13 protein-coding genes are annotated in these 14,803 nt (G+C 41.9%); 10 read left to right on the top strand and 3 right to left on the bottom strand.

The genetic code is table 11. The features are described from left to right. Positions 1-230: 230 nt before the first annotated feature. From ABC357_RS14655 to ABC357_RS14645, 3 genes are all read left to right on the top strand, one after another. Complete coding sequence (locus ABC357_RS14655) at positions 231-974, top strand: ABC transporter ATP-binding protein (RefSeq protein ID WP_412888230.1); 744 nt, start codon at positions 231-233, stop codon at positions 972-974. Next, positions 967-2,190 carry an ABC transporter permease gene (locus ABC357_RS14650; RefSeq protein WP_412888229.1) on the top strand — a complete coding sequence of 408 codons (1,224 nt, stop codon included), beginning with the start codon at positions 967-969 and terminating at the stop codon, positions 2,188-2,190. The genes ABC357_RS14655 and ABC357_RS14650 overlap by 8 nt, the downstream gene beginning before the upstream one ends. Positions 2,191-2,362: 172 nt before the next feature. Further along, the gene (locus ABC357_RS14645) at positions 2,363-3,037 is read left to right on the top strand and encodes a phosphatase PAP2 family protein (RefSeq protein ID WP_412888228.1); all 675 of its coding nucleotides are present in this window, start codon (positions 2,363-2,365) and stop codon (positions 3,035-3,037) included. 35 nt (positions 3,038-3,072) lie between these two features. Here ABC357_RS14645 and ABC357_RS14640 read toward each other — a convergent pair whose 3' ends face one another. After that, positions 3,073-4,467 (bottom strand): hypothetical protein, encoded by a 1,395-nt coding sequence (locus tag ABC357_RS14640; protein WP_412888227.1) that lies wholly within the window; start codon positions 4,465-4,467, stop codon positions 3,073-3,075. Between the two features lie 91 nt (positions 4,468-4,558). Beyond that, positions 4,559-5,071, bottom strand: coding sequence for an antibiotic biosynthesis monooxygenase family protein (locus tag ABC357_RS14635; RefSeq protein ID WP_412888226.1), 513 nt, complete (start codon positions 5,069-5,071; stop codon positions 4,559-4,561). Positions 5,072-5,337: 266 nt separating this feature from the next. On the opposite strand from ABC357_RS14635, the gene hemE reads away from it, so the two are divergent. The 5 genes from hemE to ABC357_RS14610 all read left to right on the top strand — a co-directional run bounded on the left by hemE (position 5,338) and on the right by ABC357_RS14610 (position 11,045). Beyond that, complete coding sequence (hemE, locus tag ABC357_RS14630) at positions 5,338-6,393, top strand: uroporphyrinogen decarboxylase (protein ID WP_412888225.1); 1,056 nt, start codon at positions 5,338-5,340, stop codon at positions 6,391-6,393. A gap of 144 nt (positions 6,394-6,537) precedes the next feature. Further along, positions 6,538-7,473, top strand: coding sequence for a ferrochelatase (gene hemH / locus ABC357_RS14625; protein ID WP_412888224.1), 936 nt, complete (start codon positions 6,538-6,540; stop codon positions 7,471-7,473). 112 nt (positions 7,474-7,585) lie between these two features. After that, complete coding sequence (locus tag ABC357_RS14620) at positions 7,586-7,738, top strand: hypothetical protein (RefSeq protein ID WP_412888223.1); 153 nt, start codon at positions 7,586-7,588, stop codon at positions 7,736-7,738. Between the two features lie 105 nt (positions 7,739-7,843). Beyond that, positions 7,844-8,413: a TetR/AcrR family transcriptional regulator gene (locus ABC357_RS14615; protein WP_412888222.1), complete on the top strand. Its 570-nt coding sequence runs from the start codon at positions 7,844-7,846 to the stop codon at positions 8,411-8,413. A gap of 208 nt (positions 8,414-8,621) precedes the next feature. Further along, a complete protein-coding gene (locus tag ABC357_RS14610) occupies positions 8,622-11,045 on the top strand; it encodes a YhgE/Pip family protein (RefSeq protein ID WP_412888221.1) in 2,424 nt (807 codons plus the stop codon). Positions 11,046-11,395: 350 nt separating this feature from the next. On the opposite strand, the gene yhfH is transcribed toward ABC357_RS14610, so the two are convergent. Beyond that, positions 11,396-11,527, bottom strand: a complete 132-nt coding sequence (gene yhfH, locus ABC357_RS14605) for a protein YhfH (RefSeq protein WP_412888220.1) — start codon at positions 11,525-11,527, stop codon at positions 11,396-11,398. 261 nt (positions 11,528-11,788) lie between these two features. Here yhfH and lplA point away from each other — a divergent pair, with 261 nt between their 5' ends. Continuing rightward, positions 11,789-12,778, top strand: coding sequence for a lipoate--protein ligase (lplA, locus tag ABC357_RS14600; protein WP_412888219.1), 990 nt, complete (start codon positions 11,789-11,791; stop codon positions 12,776-12,778). A 423-nt stretch (positions 12,779-13,201) separates the two neighbouring features. Further along, complete coding sequence (locus ABC357_RS14595; protein WP_412888218.1) at positions 13,202-14,746, top strand: fatty acid--CoA ligase family protein; 1,545 nt, start codon at positions 13,202-13,204, stop codon at positions 14,744-14,746. Positions 14,747-14,803: the final 57 nt, after the last annotated feature.

The following is a 14,803-nucleotide window of genomic DNA, read 5'->3' as shown; positions in this document are numbered from 1 at the left end:
CGATATTTGCGTCTTTTTCAGACACCTCATTTCAATTGGTTGAAATGGTGGATAAACATCAATTACGAAATATCATCCCTTCCTCACTAATTAGGATAACCAGTCTTCCGGAAAATATAACAACATTTTTTGATGGATTTTTTTGGGTGTTCAAGAGGCAGAGGTGTATCTTGCATGAAAAATTTGATAAAATCAAATCAACTACGTGTGCATAAGAAAGGAATTGAACTATGTCACTTCTTGAAATAAAAGAATTATCCGGAGGCTATACAAAGAACCTGGTGCTGAACGATGTCACTTTTTCCGTTAAGAGCGGAGAAATGGTTGGATTAATCGGTTTGAATGGTGCCGGTAAAAGTACAACCATCAAACATATTATTGGAACGATGGAACCGAAAAAAGGAGCCATTACCATCAATGGCTTATCTCCGGATAAAAACCTTGAAGAATATCGGAAACAATTTACATACGTTCCGGAAATGCCTGTTTTATATGATGAACTTACGCTGGAGGAGCATTTGAGGCTTACAGCGATGGCATATGGAATCACTGAGCAGGAATTTGAAAAACAAAAATCTAAACTGCTCAAAGAATTCAGGATGGAAAAAAGGCTGAAATGGTTTCCTGCCCATTTTTCGAAGGGGATGAAACAAAAGGTTATGATTATGTGCGCCTTTCTGGTGCAGCCATCTTTATATATTGTGGATGAACCGTTTGTCGGTTTGGATCCGCTTGGCATTCAGTCCCTTCTTAATATGATGGAAGATATGAAGAAAAGAGGGGCGGGTATTTTAATGTCCACGCATATACTTGCTACTGCGGAAAGATATTGCGATTCTTTCATCATTTTACATAATGGGCAAATCCGTGCCAAAGGCACTCTCGAGGATTTGCGGCGGGAATTTTCGATGCCGGAAGCGACGCTGGATGACCTCTATATCGAATTGACGAAAGAAGAAGACAGCCATGAATAGCAAAGAGCTGTGGAAAGAGAGATTCGGTATTTTTGTCCAGGAGCTTCAAAAATACTTACAGTATATTTTCAATGGCCATTTAGTATTTGTGTTGATCATTGGGCTGGGCGGCCTTGCTTATTATTACAGTGAATGGGTAAAAACCTTGGATTCATCGTTCCCTGCAGCGATTATATTAGCGGTTATTATCGGACTACCCATGACGGGAAGCTCAATCTATACCCTTCTTAAAGAACCTGATATGTTTTTTTTATTGCCTGTAGAAACAAAGCTGAAGTCCTATTTCAAAAAAAGCATCCATTTAAGCTTTATTGTCCAAGCCTATATTTTGCTGATGTTTTTAGCTGCAGCCATGCCGCTGTATACTGCGGTTGAAGGAGGCCGGTTCTCCGATTTCTTTTATATGTTTATCCTGCTCGCCATCATGAAATATGTCAACTTGCGCACGCGCTGGTCCGTTTTGAAATACCAGGAGCGTTCAGTGCACCTCTTGGATACCTTGGTGCGATATTGCGTAAACGGCGCCTTGCTGTATGTTGTATTTTCTAAAGGCAGTATGTTGTATATCGTAATCGTGCTGGCCATTCAGTTAGCACTATGGCTTTATTTTGAACAGTCATCACGAGGGAAGCGGCTCAGATGGGAACATCTTATCACGCTGGAGAGTAAGCGGATGATGGCCTTTTACCGTTTTGCCAATTTGTTCACAGATGTTCCTAAGCTCAAGCAAAAGCCTGCAAGAAGAAAATGGCTTGATCCGCTTCTGAAGCTTGTAAGCTATAAACAAAAAAATGCGTATCTTTATTTATATTTACGGACATTCGTGAGAAGCAGCGATTACCTTGGCCTTGTTTTTAGATTGACGGTCATAGGGATCCTTATTCTCTTGTCATTGCGCACATTGTTGCCGCAAATGATAACGGCTGGTTTGTTTGTTTATTTAACAGGGTTTCAGCTAATGGCAATCAGGAAACAGCATGAAAGTCTTATTTGGTACGATCTCTACCCGATTGCTGAAAAAGTAAGGGATGATTCGATTCAAAGATTATTGAACCTTGTCCTTTGCTGCCAAACAATCATTTTCGCTATTGTCGGGTTGTTGGCAGGGAGTGTTCCTTCAGCCATCGGAATACTGGTTGTCAGTCTGCTGATCATTCTGCTACTGCAAAGCTCTTACCGCAAAGTTGTTAAGGCTTCGAAAGCCAAATGGGATTAAAATGAAGGATACCGTTTCGGAAACGGTATCTTTCTTCATTTAGGATCCTGATTTTAAATGTTGCAGATAAGGCATATTAACAGCATCTTTTTATTGGACAAATTGTCATAGCCCCCTATTTCTTTCATATATGTATAGTAAGTAATGATTGCGTAATGGGGGAGGGAGGAGTATGAGTTTGCATAAAAAAGATCGGGCGGAGCCCAGGACCTATGTAACGGCCGTATTGATTTTGCTGTTTTTTATTATTTTCTTATTTTTTATGTATGCAATTAACGGCGGTATGGAAATATCATGGGAAAAATCTGTGCAAGCCTTCTTCCAAAGCTGGGACAAGGGTGGAGTGCATACGTTTTTTGTGTATTGGACAGAGTTGGGGTCCACATGGATGACGAGGTTATCGGCAGTTCTATTAATGGTCTTCTTAATTTGGAAAAAGAAAGATTGGATAGGAGCGATTATCAGCGGGGGACTGGTATACGGTGCCCAGCAATTAAATGGATTTGTTAAAGGGCTTGTGGCACGGGACCGTCCGATGATTGATCCTTCGATCGATGCCACCGGGTACAGCTTTCCGAGCGGACATTCGATGGCCTCCATGGTTACTTATGGTTTGATCGCCTTTTTTCTGGTGAAGTATGTTTTCAGGCAAAAAAATAAGCTGCTCGTATGGCTTGGCTTTGCACTACTTATTTTATCGATCGGAATCAGCAGAATCGTCTTGAGCGCCCATTTTCCAACAGATGTGGCTGCCGGTTACAGCCTAGGACTAAGCTGCTTGCTATTGTCCCTATCTCTATATGACATGTTGATATCATTCTCTGGAAAAAAAAGAAAACATGAATGAAAGCTGTGCCGCCATGAAGCGGCACAGCTTTTTGCTTATATGAAAAACATGGCGGCAATTGTAGTGACGGCTAATCCTATTGCAACAGGGATGAGGTTTCTTCTCGCTAGTTCGAATGGATCTACGTTGCAGATGGCTGCTGCCGGGATGAGCGCCCAAGGTATAATAGTCCCTCCGCCTATCCAAATCGCGGCAATTTGGCCCAATGCCGTTAGTGTTGCGATGCCGCTGGATAGAGTATGGGCAAACAATGCGGCGACGGAGCCGGCTAATGAGATGCCTGAAAACCCTGAGCCGTCAAGCCCCGTAATGCCCCCTACCACAGTCACCGTGGCAGCGGCAATTCCTTTATTCAATGGAACATTTTCGGATAAGGCTATGCCTAAATCATTGACTATTCCTTGGGAACCGTGGGGTAAAAAGTCTCCGATCATTTTCACGAATCCGGCGTCACCGAGATAAAAAAAAGCAGCAATTGGAATGACCGGGCCGAATACTTTAAATCCAAACTGAAAGCCATCAATGATATAGGCAGTTGTTTTTTCCAAGCCGCTTGATTTATGGGCAAACATTGTAAGAGCTAAAAGGATAAAGATAGCAGTTCCGCCTACAATGGCGGTGGCATCTCCTCCTTGCAGGTTTAAAATAAACATGGCTGCCACATCAAGAACGAATAAAATGGGAATGAGGAGCGCGAATCCTTTTTTCTGGCTTTTGGTAAGCAGTTGGGGCTTATGGGGTTGCTTGGAAGAATCTATTTCCACTGGCAAAGATGGCAGTATTTTTTTGTTTTTCATATCGCGCTTTAGCATCCAAAAAGCGATGGTTGTTGTGACCAAACCCATAATGATTACAAGCGGTACGCTTGCCCGGATTACATCGCCTGCCGGAATGCCTGCTGCATCGCCGGTTATTTTTGGGGCTGCCTGGATGATAAAGTCCCCGGAGAGTGCGATGCCGTGGCCGAAGAGATTCATAGCGACGGCGACCCCGAGGCCGGGAAGGCCAACTCTTATAGCAGCTGGCAATAAAACGGCCCCCAATAAAGCAACTGCAGGGGATGGCCAAAAAAACCAGGAAGTGACCATCATCACTATACCGATGGTCCAGAAAGCGAGTGTGGGCGTTTTCATTATTTTAGTAAAAGGTGTAACCATGACATCGTTAATGCCTGTATCGCTTAATACTTTGCTCATCGAAATAATGACAGAAATAATCAGTATGGTCGGTAGAAGTTCGGAGATGGCATAGATGAAGCTATTAAAAACACCGCTTATGCTGCCTGAGAGACTATGCGTCGAAATCACTGCAATGGCAAATATGCCGATAATGCATATAAGGGATGTATCTCTTCTCATAACCATAAAGCCGATAATGCCAATTATAAAGGCGACATATACCCAGTGAATGAGCGTCAGTTCAACACCCAAAAAAATCCCTCCCTCAGTCTGTAATGGGCATCTGTCTCAATGCTTACTACAGAATATGAAGGAGGTTCTTTTTGGTGATATGGCCTATGGTTTATTCTTCGTCATCGAACGTAACATAATATTTATTTAAAGTGGCTTTCCCGGTGAAAAGGCTTTGTGGGTTGACCAGTGCACTCGGTGTTTCGTGCTGGCTTTCTTCAAAGAATTTCTCATTGGATTGCCAAGCGTTGAAGGCGCTTTCGTCCTGCCATTGTGTTAGAATAATATAGATTTCTGAACCAAGAGGTTGGAGTAATCTGCCCGAAAGGAATCCTTCCTGATGCCGGGCTTTTTGCAAGCGTTCTTTGCTATTATGCTCGAAAAGCGTTCGGTCCTCTTCGATGACTGGAATATTGTTCATAGCGATGAATCCATTTGGCTGCAACTCCTCGAATGCATCAATGATTTCGTATTTTCTTGGTTCCTTGAAGATGCTTTTTCCCTCACTTTCCTGGAGAAGGACTGCGGATGAGCCTCCTTGAAGAAGAAGAAGGTGCTGATTTTCATTTTTTTTCATAATGGTTCTCAAATAATCGAACGTACCTGAAGTGATATACATTTTCATGGTCTTTTCCTCCATCCCCTTTTTCTGCGTGCGGTTGCAAGAAATATTAGACTATGTCGAAAAACGACTATTTTTCGACATTTTATGTAGTTATCTATACAACCATAGTAGAAAAGGATATATTGATAGCATATTTACATATTACCCGTTCGCGCCATCAACATGCGCAAAAAGCGGGGGAAAATTGTTTTATAAGTGGCACCCGAGTTAATACAACAAGCAATGAACGATAAATAGATGAATGGAATGAAAAGGGAGATGACTATATGGCAACAACTTTCAATGATACATTTCTGAAAGCGGCCAAAGGGGAACAGACTGATTATGTTCCAGTTTGGTATATGAGGCAGGCAGGGAGATCACAACCTGAGTACAGAAAAATTAAAGAGAAGTATTCTTTATTCGAAATAACACACCAACCGGAATTATGCGCCTATGTTACACGGCTTCCTGTAGAAAATTATGGCGTGGATGCAGCTATTCTCTATAAAGATATCATGTCGCCCCTTCCGGCCATCGGAGTAGATGTGGAGATTAAATCCGGCATTGGCCCTGTTATATCTAATCCAATCACATCCTTAAGCGATGTGGAGAAGCTCGGTGAAATTGTTCCGGAAGAGGATGTACCGTATGTGCTTGAAACAATCAGTCTTCTGACAAAGGAACAATTGAATGTTCCTTTAATCGGATTTTCGGGAGCTCCGTTCACCCTTGCTTCCTATATGATCGAAGGAGGCCCTTCGAAAAATTATAACAAAACGAAAGCCTTTATGTATTCTGAGCCCCAAGCCTGGTTTGCTCTTATGGAAAAATTGGGTGATATGGTCATCACCTATGTTAAATCTCAAATCAAAGCGGGGGCGAAAGCTATCCAGATTTTTGATTCATGGGTAGGTGCATTGAATGTAGAGGATTATCGAGTTTTTATCAAGCCTATCATGCAGCGGATATTTGCCAGCTTGAAGGATGAGCAGGTACCGATGATCATGTTTGGTGTGGGTGCTAGCCATCTAGCGCTTGAGTGGAATGATTTGCCCCTCAATGTAGTGGGACTTGATTGGAGGCTGCCAATCTCAGAAGCGAGAGCGATGGGCATCCATAAGCCTGTGCAAGGCAATCTGGATCCGGCAATTCTGCTTTCCCCTTGGAATGTCATCGAAGAGAGGGCAAAGGCGATATTAGACCAAGGAATGATGAAGCCCGGCTATATCTTTAATCTTGGCCATGGCGTGTTCCCTGAAGTCAATCCGGAAACATTGAAACGCCTGACGGAATACATCCATACGTATTCAGCCAAACAAGCCTCCGGTTTAAAAGGATAAGCGTAATAGTTGAATGGCGCTTAAGACTAAGGCAAAATAAAGCAGAGCGGAACAGATGCTCGCCAGGTGAAACCCTGCGTTTATAACAGAAAGCTTGGCGGGTTCTGAAAGCAGAACGGATAAACTGATAATAAAGGTGGGAACATGATGAAGAAAAAAATGGGCCTTCTCGTTATGGCATATGGGACTCCTTATAAAGAAGAGGATATAGAGCGATATTACACGGATATCCGGCATGGAAGAAAGCCGACACCGGAAATGCTTGAAGATCTTCAACAGCGCTATAAAGCGATTGGAGGCATTTCACCGCTGGCAGTGATAACAGAAGCACAGGCAAAAGGCTTGGAAGAGCGGCTAAATGAAGTCCAAGATGCCGTTGAATTTAAAGCGTACCTCGGCTTGAAGCATATCGAGCCTTTTGTGGAGGATGCCGTAAACCAAATGAAGGCGGACGGCATTGAAGAAGCAGTCAGTATTGTACTTGCTCCCCATTTTTCGACGTTTAGCGTAAAATCTTATAATGGCCGGGCTTTGGCGCAAGCTGAAAAAATAGGCGGACCGCATATTACCTGCATAGAAAGCTGGTATAAGGAGCCTAAGTTCATCCAATATTGGATAGATCGGATGAACGAAACAGTTGAACGAATGACAGAAGAGGAAAAAGAAGATTACGTCCTTATCGTTTCAGCGCATAGCCTGCCTGAAAAAATCCTTAAACAAAACGACCCTTATCCTGACCAACTGCGGGAAACAGCTGAAATGATCGTGGAAGGTGCCTCAGTGAAAAACTGGGAGCTCGGATGGCAAAGTGCCGGCAATACGCCTGATCCATGGCTTGGACCAGATGTGCAGGATCTGACAAGAGAGTTATACGGCAAGCATCCATTCCAGGCGTTTGTCTATATACCGGTAGGATTCGTGGCTGAGCACTTGGAAGTTCTCTATGACAATGATTATGAATGCAAAGTCATAACTGAAGAGCTGGGTGTTTCTTATTATCGTCCAGAAATGCCGAACAGCCAGCCGCAATTCATTGACGCATTAACGGATGTGGTATTGAAGAAACTGGAAATGAAATAGTGCAAGCTGCAATCGACAATAAACTGGAAGCTATCCTCCAAGTTCTATAAAGGGGATAGCTTCTTCCTGTTCAGCCGAATCGTATAAACCGCTAGAAAGAAGGGGCATATTTATGAAAGGCAATGGACATGATGAAAAAGAAGTGAGAAGAAATAAAGGATCTAAATGGATCTATATTGCACGGGCGCTTGGATCTGTTATGATCAATCTGGCAGGCTTTTCTTTATTGGCCCTAATCGTTTATTTTGTTTATAACCTGCTTTGAGGGATTGCAAATACTTTTTGGTTATGATATATTATCCACTGTACTCTTTGACCGTTTTCGTCATTCGGTCATATATGAAATTTACATATAGATAGAGGTGATGAAATGGCTATCGATCGCAAACAGCAAATTCTTGCTGCTGCAACTAAATCATTTACTTTATTTGGCTATAAAGCGACCACAATGGAGCAAGTTGCAAAGCTTGCGAATGTAGGTAAAGGGACCATCTACAATTTCTTTACGAATAAGGAGCAGCTTTTTCAAGAAATTGTCCATACGCTGATTTTGGAAATTAAGCATACAGCCGAAGAAAGCTTAAAGCCAGATAGAAGCTTTCAGGAAAATGTCCAGGCAGCGCTGAATGAAATTTTGGAATTCAGAACAAAGCATCAGTTTATGATGAAGCTGCTGGAAGAGGAAAAAGAAATCGGTACCCCTGCAGTGGCTGAAATGGTGAATGAGATTGAACAGGCGATTGTGGCATACATCAAGGAAAAAGTGATTACAGCCAATCAAGATGGCCTAGAAATCGGAAATCCCGAGCTTGCTGCCTTCTTAATGTATAAAATGTACAAAACATTGATCTTTGATTGGGAAAAGCATCATGAGCCTTTGCGAAAAGAAGAAATAGCGACATTGTTCCAAAATTTTGTCGTGAAAGGATTACTGAATTAATAAGTAATCCTCATTTTTCACATTTAATGACTAAATGGATATATTGGTCATATATTCAAATTAGGAATGTTAACAAAGAAAAAACTCTTGCAACTTTTTAGAATTTAATTAATAATATGTATGCTCATATAAACATATTGCAAGAGCCTATTTTTTTGCATCAATATGACCGTTTTTAGAAAGTGGTCATTAATTTAGGAGGGGAATAATGAAGGGGAGATCATTTTTGGGTGAATGGAAGTCGATTTTTTCTAATAAATCGCTTCTTATACCTATTTTAGCTGTTATGCTCATCCCAGTTTTATACGCAGGTATGTTCCTTTGGGCATTCTGGGATCCTTATGCTAAGTTGAGCGATTTGCCTGTAGTAGTCGTCAATGAGGATAAGGGGGCATCTTTTGAAGATGAGAAACTGTCACTAGGAGATGAATTGGTCGATAATCTGAAGGACAATAAACAATTCAAGTTTGTGACGAAGGATAAAAAACAAGGGTATCAGGACCTTGAAGACCAAAAGTATTACATGCTGGTAGAAATACCGGAGGATTTCTCAGAGAATGCAACTACTATTCTTGATCAAAATCCGAAAAAGCTGGAATTGAAATACGTGCCGAATGAAGGCTATAACTTCTTATCTGCCCAAATCGGCGATACGGCAATCGAAAAAATCAAAGGTGCTGTTTCAGAACAAATCATCAAAACCTATTCCGAGACAGTTTTCGATAAAGTGAAAACAATGGCGGACGGATATCAAAACGCCAGTAAAAATGCCAACACTTTATATGATGGCGTACTTAAGGTGAACGATGGAAGCAAAACGATCAAGGAAAAGCTTGAATTGCTCGCTTCTAAACAAATTGAGTTCAAGAGCGGCGTCGATCAAGTGTATGATGGCTTGGTTGCTGCCAATAAAGGTTCACAGACATTGAATAATGGTTTGGTCCAATTGAGCAGAGCACATGGACAGCTTGAAAATCACTCTGTTGAAGTGAAGAATGGCATTGATGAGCTTGCTTCTAAGAGCGGAGAATTGATCAGTGGCGTAAATAAAGCTGCTGATGGCAGCCAAAAGCTTAATGCAGGTTTACAACAGGCCTCTTCTAAATCAAGTGACTTAGCTGCTGGAGCCAATCAAGTACAAGCAGGTTTAAATGAATTATCTAAAAACACTCCTGGATTGGCACAGGGAGCAGATAAACTTGCTGCAGGTGCAGGAAAGTTAAGCAATGGAGCCAGTCAAGTAAGCGATGGCGCTACTAAACTTTCTAGTGGAGCCTCTTCTTTAAATCAAGGTATCAAGGCTCTGCAGCAAAGTCTTCAGCCGATGATGGCTTCATTGCCTGATGGAGCTAAACAGCAAGTAGCAAATGCCCTGGCTCAGCTTGTAGAAGGAAGCCAACAGATCGCTACACAAAGTGGAGCATTGGCACAGGGGGCAAGCAGCCTTAATAGCGGTGCGAAGGAATTGAATTCCGGAGCGGCTGAATTAAAGAATGGAGCTAATCAAGTAAATAGTGGAGCCTCTAAATTAAGTGATGGTGCTGGCCAGGTAAGTACTGGAGCTAGTGCATTGTCAGCCGGTCTCGGCGATTTGAGCAAAGGCAGCAGCGACTTAAATAACGGCCTTGGCCAGTTAGTAGAGGGCAGCGGCCAGTTGGCAGGAGGAATCGGCCGGTTGCAGGCGGGCCAAAATAAAGTGGTTGCCGGAATGCAGCAATACGGAGATAAATTCAAGGATGCAGTGGATGGTTCGGCGAACTTGAATAGCGGAATTTCCAAGCTGACTGGCGGAGCAACAAAACTTTCCGATGGTTCTGGCCAGTTGGCTGAGGGCGCCAACCAGCTATCCGCAGGTGCGAAGGAACTTCAGGATGGCACAGGCAAAGTCGAAGACGGAACGAAGGAATTCAAGGATGAGCTTGGTAAAGCAGCTGACGAAAGTTCTAAAGTAAGTGCGAACGATAAAACATATGATATGATGTCACAGCCAGTCAAAGTCGATAAGGATCCGGTTGACCATGTACCTAACTACGGAACTGGTTTCGCACCATACTTCTTATCGTTGGGCTTATTTGTCGGAGCATTGATGCTTTCCATCGTTTTCCCATTGTTCGAACCGGCTGTCCAGCCTAGAAATGGCTTCACCTGGTTTTTGAGCAAGTTCGGGGTCTTGGCGGTTGTCGGAATATTGCAGGCGCTTATTGCTGATGCTATTTTGATTTTCGCTTTGGGAATTGACGTACAGAGTGTACCTTTATTCCTTCTGTTCTCAATTGTAACAAGCTTGGTGTTTATGACATTGATCCAATTCTTTGTTACTACATTAGGCAATCCGGGACGATTCACTGCGATTCTGTTGTTGATCTTCCAATTGACAACAAGCGCAGGAACATTCCCATTGGAATTGATTCCTAAATTCCTTCAATTCTTCAATCGTTTCTTGCCGATGACGTATACGGTAAGAGGATTCAAGGCGGCCATTACGAGTGGAAACAATAGCTATTTGTTGTTGAATACAGGAATATTGGCTATCTTCATCGTGGTGTTCATGATTGGAACAGCGTTATTCTTTGTCTTTAAACATAAGAGAAGATATAATGGCATCAACAATGAACAAACAGTAGAAGCATAGATCTCAAAAATGCTTTAAGCAAAAGTCCTTGATAGTTTGATATCAAGGACTTTTTGCTTTCTAAGATAGATGGTTTATTATTAGCTGTAATAGCATTACCTTCTTACCTTTATCGAGTGCTGATATATAGACAAGAGGGAAGATCGGCCTCACAATCAGAAAAAAGCAGCCAGCCTCAATAAATGGGGCTGGCTGAAAAGCTTGGAGATGTCAGGGAACATCTCCTGATCTGTATGTACGAATCAGGGGAGTACATACAAATACAAAGAGGGAGTATGAGTCAGAAATCTGACATCATAAATCAAATATGGAAGCAAAATACATTAGAGTGTATTCTGTTGTACCAGGGCTTAGTGTGATAATGTATTGCATTGGTCGCATGTATTGCCGTAGCATTCATGCTGTTCTTCAATGGCTTTGCCGCATTCGACGCATTTTTTCGGTGGTAAATTTTTAAAGAACTCAACACTGCTTTGAATCATTCGTATTACCTCCACTTTTTGAAAATTTTGAATTTAAAATTTATTTGTTTCTATGTATGCTATTGTATTATAACAGAGTTAGAAATGTCAACATTTGTTTTATAACAAAATGAAAAATAATTGAATGGCCTATTAAAACAAATGAGGAAATGTGTTAATAAGACAACGGAGTTGAGAACTTCTATTCTCTTTGACTATAATGGGAGAAGGACGTGTTTATACTATATAGCAAAGTATTTTGAAGCTACGGAGGAAGAAACGATGCTTTTTATTGATAACAAAGGTATTACAGATCCACGGGTGAATCTTGCCATTGAAGAATATGCGCTGAAAAATTTAGGTGAAGATGAATCTTATCTTCTGTTCTATATCAATGAACCTTCCATTATTATCGGCAAGAACCAAAACACAATTGAAGAAATCAATACAGACTATGTAGAAAGCAATGGCATTAAGGTTGTCCGCCGGCTGTCAGGCGGTGGCGCTGTCTATCATGACCACGGAAACCTGAATTTCAGCTTCATTACAAAGGATGACGGCGACAGTTTCCATAATTTCAAGAAATTCACTGAGCCAGTTATTCGGGCTTTGGAAAAAATGGGTGTAAACGCTAAGCTAAGCGGACGCAATGATATTGAAGCCGAAGGCCGTAAAATATCAGGCAACGCACAGTTTTCTACTAAGGGAAAAATGTTCAGCCATGGAACGCTGCTATTTGATTCAGAGATGGATCATGTTGTATCGGCATTAAAAGTGCGCAAGGATAAAATTGAATCCAAGGGAATCAAATCTGTGCGCAGCCGAGTGGCTAATATATCGGAATTTTTACAAGAGCCGATGACCATCGAGCAGTTCCGCACAGAATTATTGAAGAATATATTTGAAGGCTATGATGAAATTCCAGAATACGTGCTTACAGAGGATGATTGGGAGAAAATCAACGAGCTGTCACAGGAACGGTATCAATCATGGAACTGGAATTATGGAAAATCTCCTGATTTCAATATCCAGAACAGCAAACGCTTCCCGGTAGGAATGATTGAATTCCGATTGGAAGTGAAAAAAGGGATCATTAAGGAATGCAAAATCTTCGGAGATTTCTTTGGGGTCGGGGATGTAAAGGATATTGAGCAATTATTAGAGAATGCCCAATATGATAAACAATCGATTGCTGCCGCTTTGGAAGATACAGATGTCAAGCATTACTTTGGAAATGTAACAAAAGAAGAAATCATTCAATTGATTTATTGATCAGGCCAAAAGGTACGGCATGTATTGTCCGTGCCTTTTTATATGGAAAATGATTGGATATGAACAAATGACCGAATCTTTCAATTAGTATTACTTTAAAGTTGATGGATAATTTTTCATTGTATATAATAGGAAGTAACGGAAAATGAGTGATTATTCATTCATTGTGTAAGGGGTTTCTTTATGTAAGAAATACATTGAATGTAAATCATCAAATGTTGAGCAGCCATCTCATTTTACCGTGTGATGAATTCGAGGACACTTAAAGCCAATCGGACAAGTGAAATGCTTTATTTATTCAGTACGTCTGCATTGTTGGTTTGCAAGGGGCTTATAGACCCGATACCGTTAAAACTGATGGGGGAGAATCAGTCGGTTAGGGGCCCGCTGCCATCGTTGCGGCATACATAGGGGAGGAATAGTATGAATTTATCGTCTCAGCTTCACAAGACTGCTCTGGAAAATAGCAATAAAGCAGCGTATTATTTCATGGACCAACATAAAACTTACGCTGAACTGGATGCAGCTGTTACTATGTTCGCAAGTGGTTTGTCTAAAATCGGAATTGAAAAAGGGGACCATGTTGCACTGATAACAGGCAACTCACCTCATTTTCTGATCGGCTTTTTTGGAGCATTAAGAGCCGGCGCAACTGTTATACCGATTAATCCGATTTACACGGCTGATGAAATTTCCTTTATTTTAATGAATGGGGATGTAAAGTCTGTCATTACGTTGGATGTATTGGCTCCGCTTATGGAAGGGGTACATAAGCATCTGCCTTCCGCAGAGCACTTCATATTGTGCGAGACAGGCAAAATGCCTGAAGGCTCTAATTTGGAAGCGTTGTCAATATTCCCGAAATTACACAGCTTTTCGGAAATTGCAGGAATGGGAAGCCTTCAATTTGAAGAGCCGGAATTGAATCCTGAAGAAGTGGCAGTTATCCTTTATACATCCGGTACAACCGGCAAGCCAAAGGGCGCTATGTTGACCCACCGCAACCTATTCAGCAATGCGAAAGATGTTGGCGATTATTTGAAGATCACATCGGATGACCGCGTTATTACAACGCTTCCGATGTTCCATGTATTCTGTTTAACGGTATGCATGAATGCTCCATTAATCTCTGGCGGAACAATCATCATCGTTCCGAAGTTCAGCCCAGCTGAAATATATCGGATCGGCAAGGTATATGAACCTACTATTTTCGCAGGCGTGCCGACGATGTTTAATTTCTTATTGCAGTACAATGGAAATCCTGAAGACTTCCAATCTCTTCGTTTGTGTATTGCAGGCGGGGCATCGATGCCGGTGGCCCTATTAAAACAATTTGAAAACAAATTCAATGTAATGGTATCCGAAGGATATGGGCTTTCGGAAGCATCGCCCGTTACATGTTTCAATCCGTTAGACCGGCCGCGAAAGCCTGGCTCGATTGGAACCTCTATTCTGAATGTGAAGAATAAAGTCGTCAATGAAATGGGGGAAGAGCTGCCGCCAGGAGCTGTGGGTGAATTAGTAGTGCAGGGCCCGAACGTGATGAAAGGGTATTATAGAATGCCTGAAGAAACGGCAGCGACGATTAAGGATGGTTGGCTATATACGGGTGATTTGGCGCGTATGGATGAAGAAGGCTACTTCTTTATTGTCGACCGTAAAAAAGACCTGATTATTGTCGGTGGTTATAATGTGTACCCACGGGAAGTGGAAGAAGTATTATTCTCGCATCCCGGCATAGTTGAAGCAGCGGTGCTCGGAGTCCCGGATCCGAACCAAGGAGAAGCTGTCCATGCTTTTGTAGTATCCAGCGATGATTCATTGACCGAGGATCAAGTGCTTCAATACTGCAAAGAACATTTGGCTAAGTATAAGTGGCCAAGCAAGATAGAATTTTTGGATGAACTCCCAAAAAATACGACAGGTAAAATTCTTCGCCGAGCTTTAAAAGAGATTGTAACGAAATAAATATGCTGTTTCATTCAAAAGAGACCTGGCTTCGCTAGGTCTCTTTTGTCTATATAC

Origin of the sequence: Bacillus kalamii (assembly GCF_047238185.1) — a bacterium.
In the GTDB taxonomy this organism is placed as follows: domain Bacteria; phylum Bacillota; class Bacilli; order Bacillales; family DSM-1321; genus Bacillus_AD.
This window is presented reverse-complemented; position numbering and strand designations above follow the sequence as displayed.